This is a genomic window from Enterobacter sp. KB-280D8 (assembly GCF_041399405.1).
Taxonomy (GTDB): Bacteria; Pseudomonadota; Gammaproteobacteria; order Enterobacterales; family Enterobacteriaceae; genus Enterobacter; species Enterobacter cloacae_N.
The window spans coordinates 1-17,520 of sequence record NZ_JBGKEC010000009.1 but is presented as its reverse complement, the minus strand read 5'-3'; the positions used below and the strand labels follow the sequence as shown (position 1 = coordinate 17,520).

Below are 17,520 nucleotides of genomic sequence, written 5' to 3'. Positions count from 1 at the left end.
CGGCTTTTTTTACTACGGATTGACCGTATTAGTCTTCTTTCGCACCGCGCATAGCACGTTTACGATCGTTCTCGGTCAGGTGACGTTTACGGATACGAATTGACTGTGGCGTCACTTCTACCAGTTCGTCATCATCGATGAATTCCAGAGCCTGCTCCAGCGTCATCTTGATCGGTGGAACCAGAACCGTTGCTTCGTCAGTACCGGACGCACGCATGTTGGTCAGTTTCTTACCGGTCAGGCAGTTTACGGTCAGGTCGTTAGAACGACTGTGAATACCGATGATCTGGCCTTCGTAAACTTCAGCACCGTGACCCAGGAACAGCTTACCGCGATCCTGCAGGCCGAACAGCGCAAACGCAACCGCTTTACCCTGACCGTTGGAGATCAGTACGCCGTTGTTACGCTGGCCCACTTCGCCCGGACGAACGTCGTCGTAGTGGCTGAAGGTGGAGTACAGCAGGCCGGTACCGGAGGTCATGGTCATGAACTCAGAACGGAAGCCGATCAGGCCACGGCTTGGGATCACGTAGTCGAGACGTACGCGGCCTTTGCCATCTGGATTCATGTTTTTCAGGTCGCCTTTACGCTCGCCCAGCGCCTGCATCACAGAACCCTGGTGCTGCTCTTCAACGTCCAGCGTGACGTTTTCGAACGGCTCTTGTTTACGGCCGTCGATTTCGCGGAAGATAACTTTCGGACGGGAAACCGCCATCTCGAAACCTTCACGACGCATGTTTTCGATCAGAACAGACAGGTGCAGCTCACCACGACCAGAAACGCGGAACGCATCAGCGTCTTCGGTTTCTTCAACGCGCAGCGCAACGTTGTGCACCAGCTCTTTGTTCAGGCGGTCAAGGATCTGACGAGAGGTAACGAACTTACCTTCTTTGCCACAGAACGGAGAGGTGTTGACGTTGAAGAACATAGAAACGGTTGGTTCATCAACGGACAGGGCTGGCAGCGCTTCGACGTTCTGCGGATCGCAGATGGTGTCGGAGATGTTCAGTTCACCCAGACCGGTGATCGCGATGATGTCGCCCGCTTCAGCGATGTCGCTCTCGATACGCTCAAGACCCAGGTGAGTCAGTACTTTACCGACTTTACCGTTACGGGTTTTGCCTTCGCTATCGATGATAGTGACCTGCTGGTTAGGCTTCACTTTACCGCGCTTGATACGGCCAATGCCGATAACGCCAACGTAGTTGTTGTAGTCGAGCTGGGAGATCTGCATCTGCAGGGTGCCTTCCAGGTCAACGTTCGGCGCAGGGACACGGTCAACAATCGCCTGATACAGCGGGGTCATGTCTTCAGCCATGTCTTCGTGGTCCAGACCTGCGATACCGTTCAGTGCAGAAGCGTAAACGATAGGGAAGTCCAGCTGCTCGTCGGTCGCATCGAGGTTAACGAACAGGTCGAATACCTGGTCAACAACCCAGTCAGGACGCGCGCCAGGGCGGTCAACTTTGTTGATAACAACGATTGGCTTCAGACCATGGGCAAAAGCTTTTTTGGTCACGAAGCGCGTCTGTGGCATTGGGCCATCCATTGCGTCAACGACCAGCAGAACGGAGTCTACCATGGACATTACACGTTCAACTTCACCACCGAAGTCGGCGTGCCCTGGGGTATCAACGATGTTGATACGGTAGTCATTCCATTTAATCGCGGTGTTTTTCGCGAGGATAGTAATCCCACGCTCTTTCTCCAAATCGTTGGAGTCCATCACGCGTTCTTGGGTTTCGGCACGTGCATCAAACGTACCGGATTGCTGCAGCAGCTTATCAACCAGGGTAGTTTTACCATGGTCAACGTGCGCGATGATGGCGATGTTACGCAAATTTTCGATCACAACTTTGCCTCAGGCATTTAGAAATAGCGCGTTATTGTACACGGATTAATCGCACTACAAAACAGGATCACAAACATCCCCCGCAAACAAGTATTGCAGAGATGCTTTGTGATCGCTTTCACGGAGCGGTAAAAGGGCACTTTAACGTAAATTGCACCAATATGGTGCTCAACGTTCACAATGAAGCACTATACTGGTGCAACAAATCCATCATGGTGCAGCCCTTTTGCACTATGGTGCGCATGATAACGCCTTTTTGGGGTGTTTTAAAAGTTGGCACAGATTTCGCTTTATAAAAAATACATGGCAACAGCCAGTACAAACAGAAATTGAAGACCTCGTTACCACGACGACAATGACCAATCTGGAGAGTTAAGTATGTCCGCTGAACACGTTTTGACGATGCTGAACGAACATGAAGTGAAGTTTGTTGATCTGCGCTTCACCGATACCAAAGGTAAAGAACAGCACGTCACAATCCCTGCTCATCAGGTGAACGCTGAATTCTTTGAAGAAGGCAAAATGTTTGACGGCTCCTCCATTGGTGGCTGGAAAGGCATTAACGAATCCGACATGGTTCTGATGCCAGACGCAACCACTGCGGTCATTGATCCGTTCTTCGAAGAACCAACCCTGATCATCCGCTGCGACATCCTCGAGCCAGGCACGCTGCAGGGCTACGACCGCGACCCACGTTCTATCGCTAAACGCGCTGAAGAATACCTGCGTTCTACCGGCATCGCGGACACCGTTCTGTTCGGGCCAGAGCCAGAGTTCTTCCTGTTCGACGACATCCGCTTCGGTGCCTCTATTTCCGGTTCCCACGTGGCTATCGACGACATCGAAGGTGCATGGAACTCTTCCACCAAATACGAAGGTGGTAACAAAGGTCACCGTCCTGGTGTGAAAGGCGGTTACTTCCCTGTTCCTCCGGTCGACTCTGCACAGGACATCCGTTCCACCATGTGTCTGGTGATGGAAGAGATGGGCCTGGTTGTTGAAGCGCACCACCACGAAGTAGCGACTGCTGGTCAGAACGAAGTGGCAACCCGCTTCAACACCATGACCAAAAAAGCGGACGAAATTCAGATCTACAAATACGTTGTGCACAACGTTGCGCACCGTTTCGGTAAAACCGCGACCTTCATGCCAAAACCAATGTTTGGCGACAACGGTTCCGGTATGCACTGCCACATGTCTCTGTCCAAGAACGGTACCAACCTGTTCTCTGGCGACAAATACGCCGGTCTGTCCGAGCAGGCGCTGTATTACATCGGTGGTGTTATCAAACACGCTAAAGCGATCAACGCCCTGGCGAACCCAACCACCAACTCCTACAAGCGTCTGGTACCGGGGTACGAAGCACCAGTGATGCTGGCCTACTCTGCGCGTAACCGTTCTGCTTCTATCCGTATCCCGGTGGTAGCTTCTCCGAAAGCGCGTCGTATCGAAGTGCGCTTCCCGGACCCAGCAGCTAACCCATACCTGTGCTTCGCAGCACTGCTGATGGCCGGTCTGGACGGTATCAAGAACAAGATCCACCCAGGCGAAGCGATGGACAAAAACCTGTACGACCTGCCGCCAGAAGAAGCGAAAGAGATCCCACAGGTTGCGGGTTCTCTGGAAGAAGCCCTGCAGGCGCTGGACGCAGACCGCGAGTTCCTGACCGCAGGTGGCGTATTCACTGACGACGCTATCGATGCTTACATCGCTCTGCGTACTGAAGAGAACGACCGCGTGCGTATGACTCCGCATCCGGTTGAGTTCGAACTGTACTACAGCGTTTAATTTAGTTGTTTTACCCGGCGTGAAAAGCGCCGGGGGTAGTTGCCGTGGAAACTTTTAGCCCATCTCCGGATGGGCTTTTTTCTCCACCAACAACCTGATCTCACGCGCTTTTTACGCCGAAACCGCTATACTGCACTAAAATAGTGCAACTACTCCAGGAGACTGCTGAATGGCAACTGGCACGCTGCCCGATGCTGGGCAGATCCTCAATTCTTTAATTAACAGTATATTGCTGGTCGACGACGAGCTGGCCGTCCATTACGCCAACCCGGCGGCGCAACAGCTGCTCGCCCAGAGTTCACGCAAACTGTTTGGCACCCCGCTTCCTGAGTTGTTGAGCTATTTTTCGCTGAATATTGGCCTGATGCAGGAAAGCTTGCAGGCCGGCCAGGGGTTTACCGATAACGAAGTGACGCTGGTGATCGACGGGCGCTCGCACATTCTGTCGCTTACCGCGCAACGACTTCCCGAGGGAATGATCCTGCTCGAAATGGCGCCGATGGATAACCAGCGTCGCCTGAGCCAGGAACAGCTGCAGCATGCGCAGCAAATTGCCGCCCGTGACCTGGTGCGAGGTCTGGCGCATGAAATCAAAAATCCGCTGGGTGGGTTACGCGGCGCGGCACAGCTTCTGACCAAAGCGCTGCCCGACCCCGCGCTGGCGGAGTACACCAACGTCATCATTGAGCAGGCGGACCGCCTGCGTAACCTGGTTGATCGTCTTCTTGGGCCGCAGCAACCCGGCATGCACGTTTCAGAAAGCATTCATAAAGTGGCTGAACGGGTGGTGAAGCTTGTCTCCATGGAACTGCCGGAGAACGTCACGCTGGTGCGTGATTACGACCCCAGCCTGCCGGAACTGGCGCATGACCCCGATCAGATTGAGCAGGTCCTGCTGAATATTGTGCGCAATGCCCTGCAGGCGCTGGGGCCGGAAGGCGGCGAGATTATTTTACGCACCCGCACCGCCTTCCAGCTCACGCTGCATGGCGTGCGCTATCGTCTGGCGGCCCGTATCGACGTTGAGGATAACGGTCCCGGTATTCCTGCGCATCTGCAGGACACCCTGTTCTACCCGATGGTAAGCGGGCGCGAAGGCGGTACGGGTCTGGGCTTATCTATCGCCCGCAGCTTGATCGATCAGCACTCCGGAAAAATTGAATTTACCAGTTGGCCGGGACATACCGAGTTTTCGGTTTTCCTGCCGATTAAAAAATAAAGGTGACGTTTATGCAACGAGGGATAGTCTGGGTAGTCGATGACGATAGCTCCATCCGTTGGGTGCTTGAACGCGCGCTCACAGGGGCAGGATTAAGCTGCACGACGTTTGAGAGCGGCAGCGAAGTGCTCGACGCACTCACCACCAAAACGCCAGATGTTCTGCTTTCGGATATCCGTATGCCGGGCATGGACGGGCTGGCGCTGTTAAAGCAGATCAAACAACGCCACCCGATGCTTCCGGTCATCATAATGACCGCGCACTCCGATCTGGATGCCGCGGTGAGCGCCTATCAGCAAGGGGCGTTTGATTACCTGCCCAAACCGTTTGATATCGACGAAGCGGTGGCACTGGTTGAGCGTGCGATTAGCCACTACCAGGAGCAGCAACAGCCGCGCCACGCGCCCGATTTTGGGCCAACGACGGACATCATCGGCGAAGCGCCGGCGATGCAGGACGTGTTTCGCATTATTGGCCGTCTGTCCCGCTCGTCCATCAGCGTATTGATTAACGGTGAATCGGGAACCGGTAAAGAGCTGGTGGCGCATGCATTGCATCGCCATAGCCCACGGGCAAAAGCACCATTCATCGCCCTGAATATGGCGGCGATCCCGAAGGATTTGATTGAGTCCGAGCTGTTCGGCCATGAAAAAGGGGCATTTACCGGCGCGAATACCATTCGCCAGGGGCGCTTTGAGCAGGCTGACGGCGGCACACTGTTCCTGGACGAGATCGGCGATATGCCGCTGGACGTTCAGACCCGCCTGCTGCGCGTGCTGGCCGACGGGCAGTTTTACCGCGTGGGCGGCTATGCGCCGGTGAAGGTGGACGTGCGCATTATCGCCGCGACGCACCAGAACCTTGAGCTGCGCGTGCAGGAGGGGAAATTCCGTGAGGATTTATTCCACCGTCTGAACGTCATTCGCGTTCATCTGCCGCCGCTGCGTGAGCGTCGGGAAGATATTCCCCGCCTGGCGCGTCATTTCCTGCAGGTTGCCGCCCGCGAGCTGGGCGTGGAAGCCAAGCAGCTGCACCCGGAAACCGATGCCGCCCTCACCCGTCTGGCGTGGCCGGGCAACGTCCGTCAGCTGGAAAACACCTGCCGCTGGTTAACCGTGATGGCCGCCGGACAGGAAGTGCTGATTCAGGATTTACCGGCCGAGCTGTTTGAGGCCACCGCGCCAGAAAGCAGTACCGGACACGCGCTGCCGGACAGCTGGGCGACGCTGCTGGCGCAGTGGGCCGACCGCGCGCTGCGTTCCGGTCATCAAAACCTGCTGTCTGAGGCTCAGCCCGAGATGGAGCGTACGCTATTGACCACCGCGCTTCGTCATACGCAGGGCCATAAGCAGGAAGCCGCTCGCCTGCTGGGATGGGGACGTAATACCCTGACGCGCAAGCTTAAAGAGCTGGGAATGGAGTAAGATTCCCCGAAGTGTAAAGGTTATTAATTGAGCGCAAATTGCCGTTATTTTGCGCTTTACTGTTCCGATGAGTTTTGTATGATCGTGCCCGGAAATCGAGGGTGGAGATCATGCTGGAAACATTAGTCAATATGCTCTCTAGCGGAGCAGTTGAAAGCCACACGCCACAAACCGCCGTTGCGGCTGTTTTGTGTGCGGCGCTGGTTGGGCTGTTTAGCTAGCGGGGTTGAACGTAAAAGCCGGGTGGCGGCTTCGCCTTACCCGGCCTACGTTTCGTGCTTTTGCGATTTAAATCACCCGCGAGAACTGCTGCAGTCGCGCTTTCTGGCGCAGATACGCGTCAAAGCACATACAGATGTTACGGATCAACAGACGCCCTTTCGGCGTGACCTCAATTGAACTCTCCGACACATCCACCAGCCCGTCTTTCGCCAGCGGCGCAAGAAGCTCCAGGTCTTGTGCAAAATAATCGCTGAATTTCAGATCCCACTGTGCCTCCACGTCGCTAAAGTCGAGACGGAAGTTGCAGATAAGCGCTTTAATCACATCACGACGAATGCAGTCGTCACGGGTCAGCGCGATGCCGCGCCACAGCGCGTTGCCGGTTTCATCTACCTGCTGGTAGTAGAGCTTCAGCTCTTTCTGGTTCTGCGCGTAGCAGTCACCAATCATGCTGATGGCAGAGACGCCCATGCCGAGCAGATCGGTATCGCCCTGGGTGGTGTAACCCTGGAAGTTGCGGTGCAGTACCCCTTCGCGCTGGGCAATGGCCAGCTCGTCGTCCGGACGGGCAAAGTGATCCATGCCGATAAACTGATAGCCGCTCTCGGTCAGCGAGGTGATGGTTTCCTGCAGGATATCCAGCTTCTGCTGGGCAGAAGGCAGATCCGCATCTTTGATTTTGCGCTGAGCGGCGAATAGCGTCGGCAGGTGCGCGTAGTTAAAGACGCTGAGGCGGTCCGGGCTGAGTTCAGCCACGCGCTTCAGCGTAAAGGCGAAGCTCTCCGGCGTCTGCTTTGGCAGGCCGTAAATGAGGTCGATGTTGGTCGAGGTAAAGCCGATGTCACGTGCGTGGTTGAGTAAGGCGAAGATAAACTCTTCGTCCTGCTCGCGGTTCACCAGACGCTGGACCTCTTTATTGAAATCCTGCACGCCCATGCTCAGCCGGTTGAAGCCTTCCGCGCGTAAATGATCCAGGACATTCAGCTCAATTTCACGCGGATCGACTTCGATCGAGATTTCGGCGTCGTCGTTAAAATTGAAATTTCCGCGCAGCAGCGTCATCAGACGGCTTATTTGCGCCTTATTCAGATAGGTTGGCGTGCCGCCGCCCCAGTGAAGCTGGCTGACGTGACGGCCAGCAAAAAGCGGCGCGCGGTGCACAATTTCCTGTTCGAGCGCATCCAGGTATTGGTCGGCCTTATGCTGCTGACGGGTCACGATTTTATTGCAGCCGCAGAAGTAGCAGAGCTTATGGCAGAACGGAATATGGACGTAGAGCGACAGCGGGCGCTCAGGATAGCGCGCGACGGCCTGCTGAAAATCCGCCTCGCCGAAGGCATCGGAGAACTCCAGCGCGGTGGGGTATGACGTGTAACGCGGCCCGGAATAGTTATACTTCTGGATTAGGGCCAAATCCCAGTCGATAGTTGGTGCTGACATGCTCACTCCTTCCGTTGGTGTCGCGTTCGTATACGGCGGCCCGTTCTGGCCCCATCGCGGGCCATCATTCGGGTGCGCAGCCACTTCTGTCGCCGCGACAACCGCCGTAGTTTAACGAATAACCACACCAGATAACATATAACCGGAAGGGTTATAAGCAGGACTATCGTGCCTGCCGGGTGCAAATGTTAGTTTCCACCTTTCAGAAGACGCATCATATCTTCCTGCTTTTCGTCTTCTTCTTCGTCGTCTTCGTCATCGTAAGACAGACCGAGTTTCTGCATCAGCTCATCAATGCGGTCCAGTTTAGCATCCACCCATGACTGCTCTTCTGCGGTCAGGGTTTCACCCTCTTCAAGACGTTCCAGCAGCGCGTCCAGGCGCTCATCGTTCTCCAGCATATCCAGCTCAGCCTGCGGTGAAAGCATAGGTTTCTCGCTCTTTGGTTTGTGCTGCTTAGTGACCGGGGTGTCTGTCACGCCCAGCGGAATGGGAGTTTTACTGCCGATACGAGGATCTTTCTGCTGTTTGCTTTTTGCAGAAGCGCCCGCTGCACCACCGCCGTTTGCACGGCTACCCGCAGCATGGCCACGATGTTTCTTATCGCGTTTGCGATCGCGCGCTTCCTGGTTCAGTTCTTCGCGCGTTTTGCGGCGTGCTTTTGCAGGGCGTTTAGCACCCGCAGCGGAGGTTGGTTTTTTCATGATGTTTTATCTTTAAGTCGTTTTCTTCAGTATAGAATTGCGGCGAAATCTAGCAGAAAGCAAGCAAAGAAAAAAGGCGACAGAGCAATCTGTCGCCTTTTTTCCTGACTCACAACCCTTAGCGGGTCAGACATTCCATGTTTACCAACAACACACCCTGTTTATCCTTTGGCTGATACCGTCCGTGTATGGTTCCATTTCCTGTTAAAACGCCTCCAGGCGCTGGTCGTCCTGACTGTCCTGCGTCTTCGCCTCCTGGCGCTCCTGACCCTAATCCTTAAGTCAAATTCCTGTTGGCTTCCTCGCCCTGACGCATACTTTACCTTGTTCGCTTAAACTGACAAGCAACGAAACGGTACAAAAAGAGATTTTCAGACAATTACCCGGAAATAAGCTTATGATTTAAAACAGTTTGACTTTTTTGGCACCTGCGAATTCTCTGAAATCTCCCATAGCAACATTAGCCGATCTCTCACAACGCTTCGGGCTTTCGCCTGCAGGCGCCGTGCAATGAGAAAAGCCTTTTGCCCGCATTCGGGTATAATCCCCCCAGATTACGATTTTTGGAGACGACCACGTGACTACCTGGAATTACCAACAGACGCATTTTGTCACCAGTGCGCCCGATATTCGCCACCTGCCTTCTGATACCGGTATTGAAGTGGCATTTGCTGGCCGCTCAAATGCGGGGAAGTCCAGCGCCCTGAATACGCTGACCAATCAGAAGAACCTGGCGCGTACCTCAAAAACACCTGGCCGTACCCAGCTGATTAACCTTTTTGAAGTCGCTGAAGGCAAACGCCTGGTCGACTTGCCGGGATACGGTTATGCGCAGGTGCCAGAAGAGATGAAGATCAAATGGCAGCGTGCGCTGGGCGAATACCTGGAAAAACGCATGTGCCTGAAAGGTCTGGTGGTGTTGATGGATATTCGCCATCCGCTAAAAGATCTCGATCAGCAGATGATCGACTGGGCCGTAGCAAGCGATATTGCCGTGCTGGTGCTGCTGACGAAAGCCGATAAGCTGGCAAGCGGCGCGCGTAAAGCGCAGGTGAATATGGTTCGCGAAGCGGTACTGGCCTTTAATGGCGATGTACAGGTAGAGCCCTTTTCTTCGCTGAAAAAACAGGGCGTTGACAAACTGCGTCAGAAGCTCGATAGCTGGTTTAACGAGCTGGAACCCGCAACAGAAGCGGAAGCAGAGTAAAACCGAGCGCGGCAATGTCCGCGCTTTTTTTTGACGGAACTTTTCTTTGCCGCAATAAAAAACGCCCCAGTCATTACTGACTGGGGCGGCTAAAATATTCAGCCAAATCCGATTACGTGAAGTAAAAGGTCTGAAAGATAGAACATCTTACCTCTGTACCCTACGTCGATAACTCTACCCCTTTTTTTGCTGTAGAAAAAGCACTTTTTGTAGTTTTTTTTCATTCTTTACATAGGGAATTCTAATGATCGTCACAAAACGCGCTTTGTTATGTTGCTAACTTACATAAAAAGCGCGTTATTCATTGAACCTTTAGTGAGCCTGATCCCAGTTTTCACCACTTCCCACTTCCACCAGCAACGGCACGTCTAGCGTCATGCTGCTTTCCATCAGTTCGTGGATCTTTTTCGACACAGTATCGAGATCGTCTTTGTGCACTTCAAACACCAGTTCATCGTGTACCTGCATGATCATTTTCACGCGCGGCTTCTCTTTCTCCAGCCAGGCATCCACGGCAATCATGGCGCGCTTGATGATGTCCGCTGCGGTTCCCTGCATCGGGGCGTTGATCGCCGCACGTTCTGCGCCAGCGCGGCGGGCCGCGTTGCTGGATTTGATGTCCGGGAGATAGAGACGACGGCCATCCAGGGTTTCAACGTAGCCTTTCTCTTTCGCCTGCGCGCGGGTACGTTCCATATATTCCAGCACGCCCGGGTAGCGTTCGAAGTAGAGATCCATATACTTCTGCGACTCTTTACGCGGAATGTTGAGCTGGCGAGAAAGGCCAAACGCGCTCATGCCGTAGATCAAACCGAAGTTGATCGCTTTTGCACTGCGGCGCTGTTCGTTTGTCACGCTCTCCAGCGGTAAACCAAAGACCTCCGCCGCGGTCGCACGATGGATGTCTTTCCCTTCCGCAAATGCCGTCAGCAGACCTTTGTCACGGGACAGGTGCGCCATAATGCGCAGTTCGATTTGCGAGTAGTCAGCCGAGACAATCAGGTAATCCTCCGGGGCGATGAAAGCCTGACGAATGCGGCGCCCTTCTTCATTACGCACCGGGATGTTCTGCAGGTTAGGATCGGTTGAAGAGAGGCGTCCCGTGGCCGCGACAGCCTGATGATACGACGTGTGCACGCGACCCGTTTTCGGGTTGATCATCAGCGGAAGTTTGTCCGTGTAGGTAGACTTAAGCTTCGCGAGACCGCGGTACTCCAGAATCACTTTTGGCAGCGGGTAGTCCAGCGCCAGCTCTTCCAGCACCTCTTCTGAGGTTGACGGTGCGCCGCCAGGGGTTTTCTTCAGCGGCTTGATGCCCTGCTTTTCAAACAGGATGGTTTGCAGCTGCTTCGGTGAAGAAAGGTTAAACGGCTCGCCTGCAAGATCGTGCGCTTTCTGCTCAAGCTCGGTCAGACGCTGCGCCAGCTCCCCGGAGTGGTTATGCAGCACCGTTGGGTCGATTTTCACGCCGTTACGTTCAATCCGTGACAGCACGGGCACCAGCGGCATCTCGATATGCTGGAACACGTTCAGAGGACCTTCATGCTTCTGCAGTTTTGGCCACATCTTCAGGTGCAGCTGCAGCGTGACGTCGGCGTCTTCCGCCGCGTAGCGCCCTGCTTCTTCAAGAGCGATCTGGTTAAATGTGAGCTGATTTTTCCCTTTACCGGCAATCTCTTCAAAAGTGATGGTTTTGTGCTTGAGCCAGCGGTCAGATAAGGAATCCATATCATGACGACCCGCGACGCTGTCCAGAATGTAAGATTCGAGCATAGTGTCGAAGGCAATCCCGCGCAGCTCAATGCCATAGTTCTGCAGAATACCGCGGTCGTACTTGAGGTTTTGCCCGACCTTGAGCGCCTTTTCATCTTCCAGAATCGGCTTCAGCAGCTCAAGCACGCGCTCGCGGGAGATCTGCTCCGGCGCATCCAGGTAGTCGTGCGCCACAGGAACGTAGGCGGCAATACCCGGCTCTGTCGCGAAGGACAATCCCACCATATTGGCTGAGATGTTGTCGAGGCTGTCAGTTTCGGTGTCAAAGGCAAAGACCGGCGCTTTTTTCAGTTTCTCGATCCAGGCGATCAGCTGTGACTCTTCCAGAACGGTTTCGTAGTTGTCGAAGGAGAGCGCTGCGGCTTCTTCTTCCGCCTGCTCTTCGGCATCAACGACAATCGTCTCCTTCGGCTTCGCAGCTGGTTTGGCCCCTTTTGCCTGCAGCCATTTACCGGCTTCCACGTCAGTGGTCCAGCGCTTGAATTCGTATTTCTTAAACAGGCTCAGCAGGTCGTCAGCGGAAGGCTGTTGCACTTCCAGCTGCTCACAGCCCAGCTCCAGTTCCACATCGGTTTTAATCGTTGCCAGCTTATAGGAGAGATAAGCCACCTCTTTGTTCTCTTCCAGCTTCCCGGCCATGGTTTTTGCGCCACGGAAGGAAAGGCTGGCGATTTTGTCTGATTCCGCGTAGAGCGTGTCCAGACCACCCAGCCCCTGGAGCAGCGCCTGCGCGGTTTTTTCACCGACGCCGGGGACGCCAGGGATGTTATCCGAGGAGTCACCCATCAACGCGAGGAAGTCGATAATGAGCTCTGGCGGCACGCCATACTTAGTGACCACTTCTTCCGGCCCCAGAATGGTGTTGGTCATGGTGTTTATCAGGGTGATACCTGGCGTCACCAGCTGGGCCATATCTTTATCGCCGGTGCTGATCAGTACCGGACGGCCCATTTTTTCCGCTTCACGCGCCAGCGTACCGATGACGTCGTCGGCTTCCACGCCAGAGACGGCCAGCAGCGGCAGGCCCATTGCTTTCACCATGGCGTGCAGCGGCTCAATCTGCGCACGCAGATCGTCAGGCATTGGCGGACGATGGGATTTGTAATGCTCAAACAGCTCATCGCGGAAGGTTTTACCTTTCGCATCAAAAACGACAGCCGCATGGGTGGGCTGATACTGAAGGATCAGGCTGCGCAGCATGTTCAGCACGCCGTACATTGCGCCGGTAGGTTCCCCTGCGCTATTGGTCAGAGGAGGAAACGCATGGTACGCCCGATACAGGTAAGAAGAGCCGTCGACGAGAATAAGTGGGTTTTCTGGGATCTGAACCATAATGTCCGTGCCTTTAATCAATTTATGCGTAAAGGATGCCACAGAAGGATGAAAACATCAGTTATTCAGGTTCGATACAGGAAAAGATTTTGCGATCGTGAGGATCGCTCGCAAAACTCAAACTGTGGATAAGTTTGTGAATATTTTCACTTCAAATGAAAAACAGGTGCTAAATGCAGGTATTCGCTGAGAATAAATCATTACATATCAAATTGTTAAACACTAACACTGTATGATAATAGCCTGATGATGACAATTTAGTCTATGTGGATATAAGTCCTGAATAGCGCACAGTATTAGAGAAATCTTCTGCGTCAGGGGAAAAGCCGTCAATTGAAGACATGAAAGCGCCATTATTTTGTCATTTTTCTGATAAAATCAGCGCCCAGCGCCGAATTATCGGCCGCTTCATTACAGCTAACCACCTGAAAAAGCTCATCATGTCGAAATTGCTCGCTGCAATAACATTACCGCTAAGCATCATTTTAACTATTCTGGTGACGATTGCCTGTTCTGTGCCGATCATTATCGCCGGGATCGTTAAACTGCTGCTGCCTGTGCCAGCGGTGTGGCGATCCGTCTCTGCGTTTTGTAATTTCATGATGTATTGCTGGTGTGAAGGACTGGCGATCCTGCTGTGCCTGAACCCGCATCTGAAGTGGGATATCGAAGGGCTGGAGAGCCTGAACAAAAAGAACTGGTACCTGCTGATTTGCAATCACCACAGCTGGGCAGACATCGTGGTGTTATGCGTGCTTTTCCGCAAACATATCCCGATGAACAAATACTTCCTGAAGCAGCAGCTCGCCTGGGTGCCTTTTATCGGGCTGGCCTGCTGGGCCCTCGATATGCCATTTATGAAACGCTATTCGCGCAGCTATTTGATTCGTCATCCGGAGCGTCGCGGTAAGGATGTGGAGACCACGCGCCGTTCCTGTGAAAAGTTTCGCGCGCATCCAACAACCATCGTGAACTTTGTTGAAGGCTCCCGGTTTACGGAAGAGAAGCGTCAACAAACTCGCTCTCCTTATCGGCATTTGCTCCCGCCAAAGGCGGCGGGTATTGCGATGGCGCTTAACGTGCTGGGTGCACAGTTCGATAAACTTCTGAACGTTACGCTCTGCTATCCGGAAAATGACAGGACGCCGTTCTTCGATATGCTCAGCGGCAAGCTGACGCGCATTGTTGTTCGGGTGAATTTAGTACCGATCGATGTCGAGCTGCACGGTGACTACGTTAACGATAAGAATTTCAAACGTGGTTTCCAGCAGTGGCTTAATACGCTCTGGAAAGAGAAAGACCAACAGATAGACAGCATTAAATCCTCATACAAAAACGCCGGTCAGTGACCGGCGTTTTCATATCAACGAAATTACTTCTTCTCAACCAGGTATTTCACGGTATCGGCATACTGCTGTACAAAGATATCCATGCTGCTGGTGTCCATGCCCTGCATGTTCAGCTGATATTTGCCGTTAACAAACATCGCCGGAACGCCCTGAAGCTGCAGGTCCGCGGCCGCTTTTTCCTGCTGAGCCACCAGAGATTTCACCACAAAGCTGTTCCACGCGGCGTCGTACTCTTCACCTTTCACGCCGGCATCAACGAACACTTTACGGATATCCGCAGTGGTCTGAACGGTCTGAGTTTTCTGTACGGCTTCGAACATTGGAGCAGTGATTTTATCTTCCACGCCCAGCGCCATAGCTACCGCCCACGCCTGAGTCAGGTCTTTACCCAACGGGCCCAGGAACTCAACGTGGTACTTGGTCATTTTGGTGCCTTCCGGCAGCTTTTTCTTCACGTTGTCAGAAACATGCAGCACCTCTTCGAATTGATAGCAGTGCGGGCAGTAGAACGAGAAGAATTCCAGAACCTGTGGCTCGCCAGCAACCGGCTTTTCCAGCGTGATGAACTGTTTACCGTCGGTAAACTGCGCAGCAGAAGCGCTAAATGCCAGAATCATACCTGCCAGCGCCAGCCAAATTTTTTTCATGATTAACTCTCTCCTGGGTGTGTCCAATTAATACATCGGCGTTAATTGCAGAGGGGGTTCCTGAAGAACCTTAACCTGCTGAGTGAATGTAGATATCTGGCTACGCCAGTAATCTTCTCCGGTAAGCCACGGGAAATTACGGGGAAATGCGGGATCGTCCCAACGCCTGATTAACCATGCGAGATAATAAACAAAACGCATAGAACGTAAAGGCTCAATCAGGGCAATTTCGTCTGAATTAAACGGGCTAAATTCTTCATAGGCTTCAATAATCGTTTCAAGCTGCATGCGCTGCTCGGCTTTGTCGCCATTGAGCAGCATCCACAGATCCTGAACCGCTGGTCCCATGCGCGCATCGTCGAGATCGACAAACAGCGGGCCATCGCGCCAGAGGATATTTCCGGCGTGACAATCGCCATGCAGGCGCAGAACGGAAATATCATCACGCCAGCAGGCTTTCACCGCAGCAATAAGCTTATCGGTGGCGTTGAGGAAATTATCCTTTAGCGCAGTGGGGATCAGCGCAGACGTTTCAAATACCTGACGTGGTTCGGTGAGATATTCCTGAATCCCGAGCGTTGGTCGGACAGTGAACGCTGTTTTACGTCCCGTCTGATGAATGCGTCCCAGATAGCGAGCAACCCACTCCATCTGATCGATACTATCCGCTTCAAACTGGCGGCCACCCAGACTGGGGAATACGGCGTAGTAAAACCCTTCATGCGTGTGCAGCGTTTGGTTATTGAACTTTATCGGCGCGGCAACAGGGACGTCATCACCCAGCAGATCGTGAGCAAATTGGTGCTCTTCCTGAATTTGCTGTGCAGACCAACGTTCAGGGCGATAGAACTTTACGACGAAGCGCTGACGATCCTCGTCCTGAAATTGATAGACGCGGTTTTCGTAGCTATTTAACGGGGTTAGCCCTGAATCCACACGAATACCCTGTTCAAACAGGGCATCCATAATGGTTTCCGGGTGTAGTGTCTGGAAAGTAAAAGCCTGGTCGTTCATCCGATCATCCGGAAATTATACGAATGATTCAGGATATCATCTTGTGGCGATTTCGGTGGCTCCGCTTACAAGCTTTTACTCTTTAATTACGCCTCGGGCGCGCAGCAGCGCAGTTTTAAAATCTTCCTCATAATCCTTCTGAATACCAGGAATAACAGCATCTTTGGCCGAGTCGCGCATTTTGAGGTGGTAGATCAGGATGTCGTCAGAAAGGTCTGCCAGATCGCCGTCAAAACCTGACTCTTTCGCCAGTTTTTGTAAGAATTGCATCAGATTCAGTTCTGGCTCTTTTTGCCAGGCTGGCTGGAGGAGTTCAATGACTTCATTCAGACGTTTACATTTCATGGTGGTGCTCCTTTCATTTAGAGTGACACGTTAGCAGGGTCAATCCCACAATAAAAGAGGCGATATTAGTGAATGAGAGCCAGAAAATCATCGGTGTCGTTCTGGCCGGTGGCAGAGCGACGCGAATGGGCGGAGAAGATAAGGGGTTACAGCGCCTGAATGGCAAGCCCTTATGGCAGCACGTCGCTGATACGCTTGTCAATCAGGTATCGGCCATGGCGCTCAGCGCTAATCGCCACATTGATATTTACCAACGTAGCGGGTTTCCCGTTTATCAGGATAATCTCGCAGATTATCCGGGACCGCTGGCCGGCATGCTTTCGGTGATGCAGCAGTCGCAGGGCGAGTGGTTTCTCTTTTGTTCGTGTGATACGCCATTTATACCCACTTGCCTGGTAGAGCGAATGGTGCAACAGCGAGGTGAATCGCCCGTGGTTTGGGTGCATGACGGCGAGCGCGACCATCCAACTATCGCGCTCGTTAACAGATCGTTGATTCCGGACATGAGCGGCTATCTGGCTGCTGGTGAACGAAGAGTTATGGTGTTTATGCGCAAGGTTGGCGGACATGCTGTTGATTTTAGCGACATGAAAACATCCTTCGTGAATGTGAACACGACAGGAGATTTACAGGCCATACAGGAGAAGAGATGACACCTGTTTTAGCAATCTCCGCCTGGAGCGGTACGGGAAAAACTACGCTGCTGAAAAAACTGATACCCGCGCTGTGCGCCCGCGGCATCCGTCCTGGCTTGATTAAACACACGCACCATAATATGGATGTCGATAAGCCGGGCAAAGATAGCTATGAACTGCGTAAAGCGGGTGCGGCGCAAACGATGGTGGCAAGCAACCAGCGCTGGGCGTTGATGACAGAAACGCCGGATGAGGCACCGCTGGATCTTGCGTATCTGGTCAGCCGGATGGATCATTCCACCCTGGATCTGGTGCTGGTTGAGGGATTTAAGCATGAGGCCGTACCTAAGATCCTGCTGTTCAGAAGCGATGCCGGGCATGATTTCAGCGAGTTAACGCTGGATGAGCATGTGATTGCGGTGGCCAGTGATGTTGTATTGCCGCTTGAAGTTCCGTTACTGAATTTGAATGATGTGGATGGGATTGCAGAGTTTGTTGTGAAGTGGAGTGCGGTCTGACTTGCCGGGTGGAGGCTTCGCCTTACCCGGCCTACGTTTGTTGTAGTTCAA

General features: G+C 53.3%; 15 protein-coding genes. 8 read left to right on the top strand and 7 right to left on the bottom strand.

What is annotated here, in order from left to right:
* Nucleotides 1–28: 28 nt before the first annotated feature.
* The gene (gene typA, locus AB8818_RS19105) at nt 29–1,852 is read right to left on the bottom strand and encodes a ribosome-dependent GTPase TypA (protein ID WP_028014891.1); all 1,824 of its coding nucleotides are present in this window, start codon (nt 1,850–1,852) and stop codon (nt 29–31) included.
* A 378-nt stretch (nt 1,853–2,230) separates the two neighbouring features.
* Here typA and glnA point away from each other — a divergent pair, with 378 nt between their 5' ends.
* The 4 genes from glnA to AB8818_RS19085 all read left to right on the top strand — a co-directional run bounded on the left by glnA (nt 2,231) and on the right by AB8818_RS19085 (nt 6,504).
* Complete coding sequence (gene glnA, locus AB8818_RS19100; protein ID WP_008501856.1) at nt 2,231–3,640, top strand: glutamate--ammonia ligase; 1,410 nt, start codon at nt 2,231–2,233, stop codon at nt 3,638–3,640.
* A gap of 169 nt (nt 3,641–3,809) precedes the next feature.
* The gene (gene glnL / locus AB8818_RS19095) at nt 3,810–4,859 is read left to right on the top strand and encodes a nitrogen regulation protein NR(II) (protein WP_116343739.1); all 1,050 of its coding nucleotides are present in this window, start codon (nt 3,810–3,812) and stop codon (nt 4,857–4,859) included.
* Between the two features lie 11 nt (nt 4,860–4,870).
* Entirely contained in the window at nt 4,871–6,283 is a 1,413-nt protein-coding gene (gene glnG, locus AB8818_RS19090) for a nitrogen regulation protein NR(I) (RefSeq protein WP_028014893.1), read from the top strand.
* A 110-nt stretch (nt 6,284–6,393) separates the two neighbouring features.
* Complete coding sequence (locus tag AB8818_RS19085; protein WP_023331639.1) at nt 6,394–6,504, top strand: YshB family small membrane protein; 111 nt, start codon at nt 6,394–6,396, stop codon at nt 6,502–6,504.
* A 67-nt stretch (nt 6,505–6,571) separates the two neighbouring features.
* On the opposite strand, the gene hemN is transcribed toward AB8818_RS19085, so the two are convergent.
* Together hemN and yihI are read right to left on the bottom strand one after the other, a co-directional pair.
* The gene (gene hemN / locus AB8818_RS19080; RefSeq protein WP_116343737.1) at nt 6,572–7,945 is read right to left on the bottom strand and encodes an oxygen-independent coproporphyrinogen III oxidase; all 1,374 of its coding nucleotides are present in this window, start codon (nt 7,943–7,945) and stop codon (nt 6,572–6,574) included.
* Nucleotides 7,946–8,133: 188 nt separating this feature from the next.
* Nucleotides 8,134–8,649, bottom strand: coding sequence for a Der GTPase-activating protein YihI (gene yihI / locus AB8818_RS19075; protein WP_116343735.1), 516 nt, complete (start codon nt 8,647–8,649; stop codon nt 8,134–8,136).
* 577 nt (nt 8,650–9,226) lie between these two features.
* On the opposite strand from yihI, the gene yihA reads away from it, so the two are divergent.
* Nucleotides 9,227–9,856 (top strand): ribosome biogenesis GTP-binding protein YihA/YsxC, encoded by a 630-nt coding sequence (gene yihA / locus AB8818_RS19070; protein ID WP_116343734.1) that lies wholly within the window; start codon nt 9,227–9,229, stop codon nt 9,854–9,856.
* A gap of 312 nt (nt 9,857–10,168) precedes the next feature.
* On the opposite strand, the gene polA is transcribed toward yihA, so the two are convergent.
* Nucleotides 10,169–12,961, bottom strand: a complete 2,793-nt coding sequence (gene polA / locus AB8818_RS19065) for a DNA polymerase I (protein ID WP_163330995.1) — start codon at nt 12,959–12,961, stop codon at nt 10,169–10,171.
* 440 nt (nt 12,962–13,401) lie between these two features.
* Between polA and AB8818_RS19060 the strand changes: the two genes are divergently transcribed.
* A complete protein-coding gene (locus tag AB8818_RS19060; RefSeq protein WP_166712640.1) occupies nt 13,402–14,310 on the top strand; it encodes an acyltransferase in 909 nt (302 codons plus the stop codon).
* Between the two features lie 23 nt (nt 14,311–14,333).
* Here AB8818_RS19060 and dsbA read toward each other — a convergent pair whose 3' ends face one another.
* From dsbA to AB8818_RS19045, 3 genes are all read right to left on the bottom strand, one after another.
* Nucleotides 14,334–14,957, bottom strand: a complete 624-nt coding sequence (gene dsbA, locus AB8818_RS19055) for a thiol:disulfide interchange protein DsbA (RefSeq protein WP_028014899.1) — start codon at nt 14,955–14,957, stop codon at nt 14,334–14,336.
* A 27-nt stretch (nt 14,958–14,984) separates the two neighbouring features.
* Nucleotides 14,985–15,971 (bottom strand): serine/threonine protein kinase, encoded by a 987-nt coding sequence (locus AB8818_RS19050; RefSeq protein ID WP_116343732.1) that lies wholly within the window; start codon nt 15,969–15,971, stop codon nt 14,985–14,987.
* A 75-nt stretch (nt 15,972–16,046) separates the two neighbouring features.
* On the bottom strand, nt 16,047–16,316 hold the full coding sequence (locus AB8818_RS19045; protein WP_008501866.1) for a YihD family protein: 270 nt from the start codon (nt 16,314–16,316) through the stop codon (nt 16,047–16,049).
* 68 nt (nt 16,317–16,384) lie between these two features.
* On the opposite strand from AB8818_RS19045, the gene mobA reads away from it, so the two are divergent.
* Together mobA and mobB are read left to right on the top strand one after the other, a co-directional pair.
* Nucleotides 16,385–16,969 carry a molybdenum cofactor guanylyltransferase MobA gene (gene mobA, locus AB8818_RS19040; protein WP_192984620.1) on the top strand — a complete coding sequence of 195 codons (585 nt, stop codon included), beginning with the start codon at nt 16,385–16,387 and terminating at the stop codon, nt 16,967–16,969.
* Complete coding sequence (mobB, locus tag AB8818_RS19035; protein WP_116343729.1) at nt 16,966–17,469, top strand: molybdopterin-guanine dinucleotide biosynthesis protein MobB; 504 nt, start codon at nt 16,966–16,968, stop codon at nt 17,467–17,469. The genes mobA and mobB overlap by 4 nt, the downstream gene beginning before the upstream one ends.
* Nucleotides 17,470–17,520: the final 51 nt, after the last annotated feature.